An 11,256-nucleotide genomic window follows, 5' to 3' on the forward strand; every position below is an offset into this window, starting at 1 on the left:
ACTCATGGAGACCCCCCGCATGCCCCCCACCACGGCTCAGGAGCCCTCTGTCCGGCGCACACTCGACGGGACCAGCAGGAAGCCCGCCCGCGTGTGGTCCCGTGACGACGCCGTTCTTGAGCGCATCGTGGAACTGCTCCGTGCTGGGCTGCCCCTCGATGATGCCTACGACGCCCTCGAGGATGTCCTCGGCGAGCGCGCGCGACCGGACGCGCCCGAGGTCGAAGCGCAGACGCAGAAGCTACGCGGCATCATTCAGCAGCTGGTCGACCTTGCGCTCGAACGACGCGACGACCCGCCCAGCGAGGACGTCACGGCCCTCGTTGCGCGTGCGCAAGCGTTACGGGCAGAGGAACCGCCCACGGACGGGGCGCAGGCCCGAGGGCACCTTCGACGCCTCGCCCTGGTCACGCAAGACGTGCTTGAAGCCCTCGACGAGGACGACGAGCAGTGAGCGCCGCGACAACGCCCCTGAGCATTGCGTTGCTGCCCCCAGGCGAGGCGTACGACTTCGAATTCGTTGCCTCTCGCCTGTCGGACGCCAGTCTGCTCGACCGCAGCGTGGCGGTGCGCATCCACCGGGCCCCGCTCCTTGCCGTTCCTGTCGGCGGCCCCCGACGGGGCGGATATTTCGACGCTGGCACCGCGCCTGTCGCGCTGGCAGTACGTGACCTGCTCCTCGCTCGGCCCGGCTTCCCTCTCCTGCGCATCCGTCTCGTATCCGAGCGGTGGATCGTCGAATGGGGCGAGTGCCCTCCCGCCCGGCCGTCTCGAGAAGCAAGCGCCCGCTTCTACGGGTACGGCAGCCCCAGCGTGCCTCACCCTTTCGCGGATCCCACGGTGACCACAGGCACCCTCTCCGGCCAGCCTGACGCCGAACCCCTGCCCCCGGAGGCCTGATGTCAGCCCAAAACATCCTGCGCATGACCGTCTTTGCCCTCACCGTCGCAACCGTTATCACGGCTGCCCAATGGCGATAGCCCGCGGGACCTGAAGACAGCCTCGGGTGGGCCGTTGCCTCGGCCGGCCCGCCCGACGGCGTACGACCCCCTCGCGCGTCGTCTATCCCCTCGGCGTGCGAGGGGCCTTCCGTCGAACTGCTGCGCCGCACACGAATGGCGCCCTACCGAAGAGAAGTTGTGATCCCCGATTTCGTCCCCGCGCTGTTGCGCCAGGGAACTGACCCGCGCGACGTCCCTACGATCGCGGCGGCAGACATTGACGGATGGGCACGGTCGTTGGCCAAACGCATCCTCGACCTGCTCGACAGCCCCAGCACTGCTGACGGCTCCACGACGTCCTCCGCCGCGGACGGCCACACGTATCTGCAGGTCGAAGGACCCACCTCCGACGGGCTGACCCTCTATGCCCGTCTGGCCGGGCGTGGTCATGCCGGGCCCCGACCGATGTTGGACACCGCGGTGGTCCTCACTCTGGCCGGGAGCATCGAGCTCGAGGCGTACCGGCATCAGCAGGACGTCGACAGCCGAAGCCCGCAGTACGTGCGCAGCTTCCCGCCCGAGACCGCGTTCGCTGCCCATGCCGGGACGCTGTGCACGCTGCAGAGCAGCGCGGACGGTGTCCAGCTGATCGTGACCGACGGCCGCCTCAAGGACACGGGCGTACTGCCGAGTGCGGAGGAGCGTCGGTCAGCAGTACGAGACACACGCAAGAGGCTCGCCCACGCATTGGAGAGCACCGAGGTCCGCGGCCGCGGCACGAGTGACTGGCCGGCATGGCTGGATGCGTGGCCGCCGATGAACGTCCCCGATGTGCGCAGCACACACCGGGAGGGCAGCGCCTTGCTGCAGGGACTGGACGCCGACCGGGGACTGCTCACCCGCCTGGTCCACGAGATTGAACACGACCCTGCCCGGCTCGCGGGAAGCCGGGTCACCCTGCTTCTCGACCGCCTCGCGCACTACCAGGCGCCCAAGCGGGGCTTCGAAGTTCGGCTGAACATGAACCCGCGCCGCGTCAACCAAGAGGTCCCGCACAACCACTCGTACAACTTCGTCACACGGATCCTGACGGGCGGCTACGTGCACGTCGTGCGCCGCCGTACGGACTGCGGTGAGGGCGAGTTCGGCCAGGCCGACCTTCTGCCCAGCATCGTCGCCATAGAGCGGCCCGGGGCCAGCTACACGCTCGGGCACCCGATGGTGCATCAGGCGCTCATGCTGCCCGGCACCGTCACCCTGTTCGTGCGTGGCCCGCGTCTCAAATCCCGCTCGCACGCCCTCGCTGACCTGATGCCCAGCGTGGACACCTGGCCGGCGCCCGCCGCGCGGGGAACTCGCCGGAGGTCATTCACCGGCGCTACGAGGGCTGCATCGATGGGCACGAGGAGCTGAACAACAAGAAGATCGAAAAGGCTATGGGGTGGGTCGAGGGGACGATTGAATGACGTAGGGACGGATTTGTGGCAGAGCCTATTGCTGCATGGTTTCTTCGTGAGAATCGAGCCGCCGACCACAACGCGACGCGGGCCATCGTGGAACGATGGCCCGCGTCTGACTGCTTCAGACGATGAAGTCGACGTGGACGGGATTGTCGTAGCGCCGTACCCAGGAATTAGCGGGCTCGTCCCACTCCAGAAGATTACCGGAGAGATCCTTTTGCCAGTCGGGGCACGCCACCCTGAGCTCATCATTGCTCAGGCGCCTGTGCCCTGTGACAAGCCTGTCGTAAACCGGCTGGGCATTCACCGCCTCCTCTTGGTTCTTCGGCGGTTTAGGGAGATCACCCGTGATGTCCGTGATCACCTTGAAGGTGCTCCCGTGGCCGAGCTCGGTCGCCGGATTGTTCGGGTCTCCATTGGGTTCGATCGTCACGGTCGCCACTCCGTGTGCGGTGCCGTGGAACCCGGCGTAATCCAACCAGCCTTCATATCCTGGGCTGATTTGCACGGGGTACGTGTCGCTCTTCGTGGTTGACTCTCCCCAGGCGTAACTGTACGTCGCAGTGACCGTCAGGGTCATGGATGACGAAACGCTGAAGAGGGGGATACCGGATGTGAATCCGATGGACTTGGCGAGGGAGATACTCCCCCCGGCGGTATGGGTGGCCGTCTGCGTGTGCGACCATGAGACGGAGGGATTGTCCACAGCCTTTTCATTGCAGTTTGTTAGCGGCTTTCCGCTGGCGATTTGCCTGTAGTCTTCCTCCCAGTGAGTGCGTTCCGTCTCGTGGAATGACTCCAGATGGCACTGACCCGCGCCGCTACTGAACCCGACCCTGTTGCAGTAGTCGGTCACCGTCGCCCCCTTAATAAGGCCATCGCCGGGAACATCAGGAAATCCCGCGTAGATACCGCCGTACCCGTCCTGGTGTGAGTCCAGGACGTAACGATCATAAGCGGCAACGGAATCGTCTATTGCACTTGCTGGAGCCACACTCCCGGCCATCAAGACCGAAGTAGCGGCCACTACGTTTGCAACGGCGGTAATGCGACGCATACCCATCTCCTCCAAAGTGAGAATGCCGGGCCTTTGATGCATACCACGGCTACGTCGAGCGAGAGGATGCGGTCAATCCAGCTCTCGCATTGCCGAACCTTAGCTTCGGCGGCGTCCACACCTGGCTTCGTGGAATCTCCAAGTCCGTCATTACGTGCGTCGTATGATGACCCCCCTTACGAGGCGAACTCCATACCCCCCTCGTAAGGAAACACCGCCACTTTTTTACAAGAGCAGTTTCCCCAGGCGCGGTCCGGGAGCCTTTTTCGCGTGTAGATCATGAGGATGAGAAGGGCAGCGGAGACTGACGAGACTCTGTTCGGGCTGATCCGGGCATGGCGGAGGATCCGCCACTGCTTGATCCGCGAGATCGTGCGCTCGATGGGGGCGCGGAGTGCTGCGTGGACCTTGTTCGGACCTCGGCGGCGATGTCTACACCTACCGCCACCACGTCACCCGGGCCGAGCGCGCGACCGCTCCTCGCGCACCGACCCCAACCTCGACGAGCTGCACCAAGCCGGAATCCGCCCCGGCGCCACACGCCGCCAGTTCACCACCGCTCTGGTCCACCCGCTCACCCCGCGCGGCATCAAGGAGACGGTGATCAGCATCATCGCCAACCTGCGCGAACACTCCAGCACCTGGCACAGAACGAGCGCGGTCGTTCTCCTACTGGGCGCCGCCTACCTGGTCGGCGGCTGGCCCGCCCTGATCTTCGGCGCCCTCATCTCCCGCCTGGCGCTCCACCCGCAGCTCGCCTGGCTCAGCCTGATCAACGAGCGCACCTGGTTCGACCCCGACCCCCGCAGCGGCCCACCCGCCTGGGTCGAGGCCAGACGCTGCCTACGCCTCTACCCCCACGGCAACCTGGCTGCCCTACGGCGATCTCTACCATTACGCGCACTCCGCCCACCCTGGCCTGCGCTGGAACTACCTCCCCGCCCTGGAGCGCCACCTCCCCCCCGCCCCACTTCACCCCCGCTGGCCTCCTCCTCGGCAGCACCTCCGTTGCCCGCCGCCACCACCAAGCCCTCGGCCGCTCCAGCGACCTCGTGACCCTGCCTTCAACAGCTGCGGCCCCGAACCCAGGTGCACCTGGGTTCGGGGCCGCAGCCCTATGTCAGCAGATGATGCACGTCAGTAGCCATTGGGTCCGTAGGGGCTCCATCCTCGGAGGAACGGTTTCAAGTCCTCCGAGCGTGGCTCCGGGACCTGCGGAAGCCGGAGTTCTTGAGCGAGAAGGCTGACGCGGGCCAAGTGCCCCATAGCCCATTGGATCCATTCCTCAGCCTGGATCCTTTCGGTTCCGGCGGGGAGGGCGGCCGCGTGCGCTCGGGCCGCCTCCAAGTACTCGCCCAGCCGGATGGCCCGGCGCCATGACGCCTCCTGCGCTTCGAAGTTTGCTGGTCAACCTGCCGACGGCGCGCAAGATCAGGGACGGCATCGCCGCGGTGGACACCGCCATCAGCATCGCCCAGGCTGCCTCCAACGCCGCCAGCCTCTCGGACATCTTCTTCAGCGGGGGCGGCAGCCTGGCCATCGGCATTTCGGCGGGCGTGATCGCCAAGGGCGGCCTGCAGGCGTGGCAGAACGACGTCGAGTCACAGCTGCAGGCCAACCAGCTGAACGCCGGGATCGAGCAGCGCCGCGACGAGTGGCGGCGCCAGCTGGTCGCCACCGGTCAGCACTCCCTGGTCGCCGCCGCGCAGGTGGTGACCGCCCAGGACCACGTGACCATCGCCGTGCAGGAAGAGGCCATCGCCACGCTCCAGCACAAGCAGGCGGTGGCGACCCTCACCTTCCTGGGCAACCAGTTCACCAACGCCGACCTGTACCTGTGGCTGAGCACCACACTCGGCGGCGTCTACCGCTACTTCCTGCAACAGGCCACCGCCACCGCCCGCCTCGCCCAGGCCCAGCTCGCCTTCGAGCGCGCCGAACCGGCACAGGCGCTGATCCGCGGCGACTACTGGCAGTCCCCCGCGCAGGCCACCGGCCCCGACCGGCGCGGCCTCGCGGGCGCCGAGCAGCTCGCCGAAGACCTGACCCGCCTCGACAGCTACGCCCTCAGCTCCGAGCGGCGCCGCCTCAACCTCTCCCAGACGTTCTCCCTGGCCCGCCTGATGCCGGTGGAGTTCCTTGGCCTCCGCGAGAGCGGCACCCTCACCTTCGCCACCCCCATGTCCCTCTTCGACGCCGCCTTCCCGGGCCACTACCTGCGCCTGATCCGTCAGGTGCACACCAGCGTCGTTGCCCTCGTGGCGCCGGACCGGGGCATCCGCGCCACGCTCCGCTCAGGCGGCATCTCCCGGGTCACCACCGGGCGCGACGGCACCTTCCGCGACATCACCGTGCGCCACGACTCCTCGGTGGTGGCCCTGACGTCCCCGGTCGGCGCCACGGGGGTCTTCGAACTCGACGCCCAGTCGGACCTGCTGCTCCCCTTCGAGTCCAGTGGCGTCCCGCAGTACGGTGCCCAGGACGGAAACGGTGAGGAGAGGGGGCGGATGACCGGGCACACAGAAAAGGTGCCCTCGCCTCGCAGCACCATTGTTTGTCCGAACCGCTGATTTTGCGAATCAGCCATTCGGCGTACGCCACAATGTGCCAGCTGCCGGGCACGGGAGCGGTAGCTCCCCTCGTTCTCTCCCGTGCTGAAGGCCCCGTCTCCCTCCATCGGGAGCGGGGCCCGTCTCCTTCCTCCGCTCGCCGCGGCACTTCATGCTGGGCTCCTCTCGCTGAGTCCGGGATTCATACCGGAACGCGTGGATTGCGTGGTGGGAGTACATGAACCAGTGGGCTCGCTCGCGCGGGCTGGATTGCCTTGCCCTACGAAGGAGGAGTGATGGCTCAGCAGGTTCGCGAGATCATGACAGGTACTCCTGCCGCGGTGGGACCGCAGACGTCGGTGGCCGAGGTGGCCCGGCGTATGCGTGAGGAAGACATCGGAGCGGTCCTGGTCGTCGAGGACGATCAGCTGCGCGGTCTGGTCACTGACCGGGACCTGGTGGTGCGGGTCCTTGCCGAGGGCAAGAGCGTCGAGGCCACCACCGTGTCGGAGGCATGCAGCGCCGACCTGGCCGCCGTCTCCCCCGACGACGAAATTGACCGCGCGGTGCAGCTGATGAGGGAACAAGCGGTGCGCCGGCTGCCGGTCGTCGAAAACGGGCACCCGGTGGGCATCGTCTCCCTCGGAGACCTGGCCATCGAGCGCGACCCCGGCTCCGCGCTGGGCGACATCAGCTCGGCCGAACCCAACCAGTGAAACGCCACAGCGCCGGTGCGGGACCCGGCTTCGACTGCTGACACGTTTCGTCCCAGGCGCCAAGGGAACCACCCGCGGGGTGCGGCTGAGCGGCCGCGGTGGGATGAAGGACAAGGGCACGGAGTCCAGGGGCTCCGTGCCCGGCCCGCGGACCGCCTGGGTGATGGTCAAGCGGTCTCGGCCCGCCCTACCTGGATGCTCAAGGCAGATCTCGAAGAATGGAGGCTGAGCGCCTGGAGCGGCTCATCCCGGTTCTGTGTGAGACCGGCGAGCGAGGCCAGCGCACGGGTTCGCAGGGCTGACAGCCCTCGCCGGCTGCGAGCTGATGTGCGTTCCTACTGCCGCGGCCTCGCAGCCGCTGGCACGCCGGAGGTCAGCGGCCCAGGGCTTTGCGCAGCTGCTGCTTGTTCATCGAGGAGCGTCCGTCGATGTTGCGCTTCTTTGCCTCCTCGTATAGCTGGTCCCTTGTGGGTCCTTGCGCGCCGCTGTGGGAACGCTCGCCGCCGCGTTGGGATGCGGACTTCTTGTCCTGAGTGGACGTCTTGCTGGCCGTCTTCGACTCCCCCGACCTGGCCCGCTCCTTGTTGACCGTCCGCGAAGCAATCTCCTTCGCGCGCCCGGTGGAGGCACCGCGCTGCTCGGCGCTCTCCTTGATGTGCTCGTACTGACGCTCCCGCTTGGGGCTGGAACCTGCCGGCATGACACCTCTCCTCAACCGTCGGACCTCTCAGCAGACCGAGTGATCTGACCTCAGACGGACCGGACGGCCATAGCGGCGCCCCCACTCCTCGTCGACCAGGCCGGCCAGCAGGTGCGGAGCTGTGCCGGCCAGCTCTTCCAGCGCGGCGCGGACGCCCTCGGTGACCAGTTCCAGCCGAGTCAGGTCGCGCACCGCGGCCAGGACGTGGGTGGAGTCCGTGCGCTGGGTGGTGCGTTCGCGGACGAGACCTGCCTCCTTCAGGCGCGCGAGCGCGAGGTCGAGGAGACGGTCGGCTCGTCCGCCCTCGGTGAGACGGTCGCGGAAGTCGGCCAGCACGCTGTGGTGGAAGCCGGGATCGTCCAGTTCCATGGCCAGCGCGTACTTGAAATCGATGCGGCAGCGAACCACCTCGGCCGCCTGCCAGCCTGCCAGTCCGACAGACCGAGCAGGACTGCAGCACACAGACGGTGGCCAGCTGGGCGGGCGAGAAACCCGGGCGGCCGTCGCGCGGGTACCAGTCGGCGAAGTCCTCGTCACGCCACAGCCCGCCCAGGTGGTCTCTCACCCACATCGCCGTTGTGCCACCCGGGTTGCTCGCCCGTGCCATCTGCACGGTCAAAGAAGGGACTTGCTCACCAGAACGGGCGTGGAGCGACAACCGGCACCTCGACAACTGCATCGGTCCATGAACAGAGCCGAGCATGCCCGTTGATCATGCTGCCCCGCCGGGGATCACCAAGATCCCCGACAGAGTCAAGCTGAAGGTGACGAATTCTGTGTTGCGTCAGTGTCAGTGGTGGAGGCCGCCGGCGGCTACGTGGATGAAGACGGCTGCGACTTGATGCGGGGTGGTCAGGAGGTCTACGTAGCCGCCGATGGGTTCGATGGCTTTGCCGACTACCTCGGCGGCTTGGCGGTCGCCGAAGGCAACCACGCTGAGCTGTACCGGGCGATTGGGGTCTTGCAATGCCTGCAGTCTCGTGGACAGCTGGCCTGCGGAGGCTCCGCCGGGGTCGTCCTGGTTGCGACCGTCGGTGAAGACCATGACCTGGTTCGGTACTCCGGGCCGGTAGCGGTCACGCGCGCTGGTGTACGCGGCCAGGATCGTGTCATGGAGGCCGGTTCCTGTGGGTCTTGCGTTCATGGTGTTCAGCGCAGTGGCCAGGGCCCGCCGCTGACCGCGGCTCAGCATCGCCTCGCGGAGAAGTTCGCGATGATCGCTGGTGCCCTGGAGTCTCACGCCGAACTCCCACAGGCCCAGCCGCGCATCGTTAGGCAGCATGCCACCCAGCGACCGCACACCTTCGCGCACCAATCTGATCAGAGGAGTGGTCGAGCCGGGGGCGGGATTCGCCATCGAGCCGGACACATCGACCACGATGAGCGCATCGGTACGCCGGTCCTGCGCATACCACGTGGCGAAGACGTGATCGACATGATGACCGCCCAGGACGGGGAGAGCCTTCTCGAGGTTCGTCGCGAGCAGGCCGGCGTTCGGCGTCGCAGTACCGTCGGCGTCGCGGAGATGCGCCATGGCGCGGGCCTGTGCGGCTTCGTCTCCGCTGAGCGCCGCCTGCAGCCGCTTCAGGCCAGCGAGACTGCGGGGGTCCGCGATTCCCGTTGCCGTGGGCAGCCAGGTATAGCGGAGCGTGGCTGCGAAGTCACGTCCCGGCAGGGCGCTCCGCCCCGACGCAGATGCTCCCGCCAAGGCGTACTCGGGCACCAGACCGACCTCGCCGGCCCTGGTCCGCAGTGCTTCGCTGGAAGCCGCCACAGTGCGAGTAATCCCACGTGCCCGGGACAGCCACAGCGCGGACGCATCCATGTCCTGGGCCTGCCAGACAGCTTCCGCCATGGCCCCAGTACCAATAAGGCCGTCACCCGACCCAGCAGGTTCCCGTACTACGAGCCGCAGCGTCCGGGCGTCCACCAGCTTCGCAAGCGCCATCCACGAACCACCGGCCGATCGCAGCCGCGCACCGGTGGCTGCGTCGCTCACCATGTACAGCGGGCTGGTGGCGAGCACAGTACCCGCGCCGACGGTGTCCTTCGCCAACTTGACCTCAGCAGCGGCTGACGACCAGGAAGGGTCGTCCGGGATCCAAACGTGTGCTTGGTCTTTCGCCACAGCGGCTGCCGCGGCCCGCCCATCGGAGTACGTCGTGTCGATGCGCACGCAGTCCGGTCCCTGCAGCAACTTCGGCGTGACGCTGTCGATCATCGGCCGGAACGAGGTGGCGGCAACTGCCCGCAGCGCGGTACATGGTCTGGCGCTCTGATCGTCGGGCCGCAGCATCAGCATGCCGACCACAGCCGCCACCACGGCCATGGCAACGCCAGGCCACCATCGACGCGCGGCATGGACCGCCCGATGCTTGGCCATGGAAACTCCCCAAGGGTCGTGCAGCTGCGCGTCCCGGCCAGCGCCTGGTTGATGGCGTTCTTCGACCCAGGCGGGACAGCCCGTCGAAGATCTCTTTGCCGAGTCCTGGGCCGGCGACGTAGGCCGCGATGGCGGCGATGCCGATGGTGAGCTGGGTGGACATCCGGATGCCGGTGAGAACGACCGGCCAGGCCAAAGGGCGCTGGACGATGAACAGAGACCGCTGCGGGCCCATGCCGGTGCCCCGGGCTGCTTCCAGGATCGCCGGGCCGACCTCCCGCAGGCCGACGATGGTGTTACGGGTGATCGGCAGTAGCGCGTATACGACCAGGGCGGCCACCGTCGGCGTCCAGCCAAAACCCAGCAGCGGGATGAGCAGCCCCAGCAGGGCGAGGCTGGGGACGGTGAGGAAAGTCCCCGTCACCGCGACGGCCACGGAGCGGCCGACCGGGTGGCCCCAGGTCGCGACGCCGAGTGCGACCCCGAGCACGGTGGCGATCGCGATGGCCGTCCCGACGACCAGGGCATAGTCCAGGGCCTGCTGCGACAGGTCGTCCGTATGTGCCTGCCGACGTACTCGAAAAACCGGTCCATTCTTCCTCCCGGCCAGGGCGCTGGGAGTCGGGCGCCGATCGGTGTGCTGAACCGTAGGGCGGCGAAACATGAAGGACAATCCGAGTTGTCCATATCGCAACCGGTGTCATGGGGTGACGGCGCTCGTCCGGATTACGGACAGACGACCTCCTGGCTGTCCCCGCGGACATTGAGCCTTTTCAGCGTTGCCTCTCCAGGGTGAGGACGGCTTTGGCTGCTGACGAGAGGCGGTTGGGACTGCAGCGTGCGTGGTGGAAGATGCGCCAGCGCTTGACGGTGGCGACGCCTCGTTCGACGGGGTATCGCAGTCGGGCGTGCGCCCTGTTGACCGATCTCTGCCCTGCGGTGAGGTCCTTGCCGGGCGGGCGCCGGCACGGCACGGCGAACGTGCCGCCGGCGCCGGTGTAGGCGAGGTCAGCCAGGGCGGGGATGCGGAGTCTGACGCAGGTCTTCACGATGCGGTGGGTGCGGGCCGCGGTCAGGTCGTGGCTGCGGCCCGGCAAAGGTCGCGAGATCCACAGGAGCTTGCCTTGGGGATTGGTGATGACCTGCAGGTTCACGCCGTGGCGGCGGTGCTTGCCCGAATAGTCGGCGCGGCCGTCACCGACGCGGTCGCACTCGGCCAGGGTGCCGTCGACCAGCACGTACTCGGCGTCCGCCTCATGCAGGGCCCGGGTCAGACCGGGTGCCTGGCGGGCGAGGAGGTCGATGACCTGGTGAACGTAGGCGTGGGCAGTGCCGACGCTGATCCGGAAGCCAGCCGCGATCTGCGTGAGAGTGTCGTGCTTGCGCAGGTACACCAGTGCGACCAGGGCGCGCTGTGAGGGACGGAGTTTGCACCGGCGGTCACCCTCCC

General features: G+C 67.4%; 11 protein-coding genes. 5 read left to right on the top strand and 6 right to left on the bottom strand.

From position 1 onward, the window contains the following. The first annotated feature begins 19 nt into the window (after positions 1-19). The 3 genes from AB0D12_RS36175 to AB0D12_RS36185 all read left to right on the top strand — a co-directional run bounded on the left by AB0D12_RS36175 (position 20) and on the right by AB0D12_RS36185 (position 2,354). Positions 20-454 (top strand): DUF6415 family natural product biosynthesis protein, encoded by a 435-nt coding sequence (locus AB0D12_RS36175; RefSeq protein WP_362692810.1) that lies wholly within the window; start codon positions 20-22, stop codon positions 452-454. Beyond that, positions 451-900, top strand: a complete 450-nt coding sequence (locus AB0D12_RS36180; RefSeq protein WP_362692813.1) for a DUF6302 family protein — start codon at positions 451-453, stop codon at positions 898-900. The genes AB0D12_RS36175 and AB0D12_RS36180 overlap by 4 nt, the downstream gene beginning before the upstream one ends. Positions 901-1,238: 338 nt before the next feature. After that, positions 1,239-2,354: a hypothetical protein gene (locus tag AB0D12_RS36185; protein WP_362692816.1), complete on the top strand. Its 1,116-nt coding sequence runs from the start codon at positions 1,239-1,241 to the stop codon at positions 2,352-2,354. Positions 2,355-2,522: 168 nt separating this feature from the next. Here the strand turns inward: AB0D12_RS36185 and AB0D12_RS36190 are convergent, their stop codons facing one another. Next, entirely contained in the window at positions 2,523-3,458 is a 936-nt protein-coding gene (locus AB0D12_RS36190; protein ID WP_362692819.1) for a hypothetical protein, read from the bottom strand. Between the two features lie 1,400 nt (positions 3,459-4,858). On the opposite strand from AB0D12_RS36190, the gene AB0D12_RS36195 reads away from it, so the two are divergent. Both AB0D12_RS36195 and AB0D12_RS36200 read left to right on the top strand, forming a co-directional pair. Next, on the top strand, positions 4,859-6,028 hold the full coding sequence (locus AB0D12_RS36195; protein ID WP_362692822.1) for a hypothetical protein: 1,170 nt from the start codon (positions 4,859-4,861) through the stop codon (positions 6,026-6,028). A gap of 275 nt (positions 6,029-6,303) precedes the next feature. Beyond that, positions 6,304-6,723: a CBS domain-containing protein gene (locus AB0D12_RS36200; RefSeq protein WP_362692825.1), complete on the top strand. Its 420-nt coding sequence runs from the start codon at positions 6,304-6,306 to the stop codon at positions 6,721-6,723. 373 nt (positions 6,724-7,096) lie between these two features. Here the strand turns inward: AB0D12_RS36200 and AB0D12_RS36205 are convergent, their stop codons facing one another. The 5 genes from AB0D12_RS36205 to AB0D12_RS36225 all read right to left on the bottom strand — a co-directional run. Beyond that, a complete protein-coding gene (locus tag AB0D12_RS36205) occupies positions 7,097-7,423 on the bottom strand; it encodes a plasmid stabilization protein (RefSeq protein ID WP_362692828.1) in 327 nt (108 codons plus the stop codon). A gap of 27 nt (positions 7,424-7,450) precedes the next feature. Beyond that, positions 7,451-7,831, bottom strand: coding sequence for a transposase (locus tag AB0D12_RS36210; RefSeq protein WP_362692831.1), 381 nt, complete (start codon positions 7,829-7,831; stop codon positions 7,451-7,453). Between the two features lie 382 nt (positions 7,832-8,213). Beyond that, complete coding sequence (locus AB0D12_RS36215) at positions 8,214-9,479, bottom strand: VWA domain-containing protein (protein WP_362692834.1); 1,266 nt, start codon at positions 9,477-9,479, stop codon at positions 8,214-8,216. A gap of 7 nt (positions 9,480-9,486) precedes the next feature. Continuing rightward, positions 9,487-10,470 carry an ABC transporter permease gene (locus AB0D12_RS36220; RefSeq protein ID WP_362692845.1) on the bottom strand — a complete coding sequence of 328 codons (984 nt, stop codon included), beginning with the start codon at positions 10,468-10,470 and terminating at the stop codon, positions 9,487-9,489. 109 nt (positions 10,471-10,579) lie between these two features. Beyond that, on the bottom strand, positions 10,580-11,256 hold a 677-nt coding region (locus tag AB0D12_RS36225; RefSeq protein WP_362692836.1), incomplete at its 5' end, for a transposase family protein.

This window comes from Streptomyces sp. NPDC048479 (genome assembly GCF_040651435.1).
Taxonomy (GTDB): domain Bacteria; phylum Actinomycetota; class Actinomycetes; order Streptomycetales; family Streptomycetaceae; genus Streptomyces.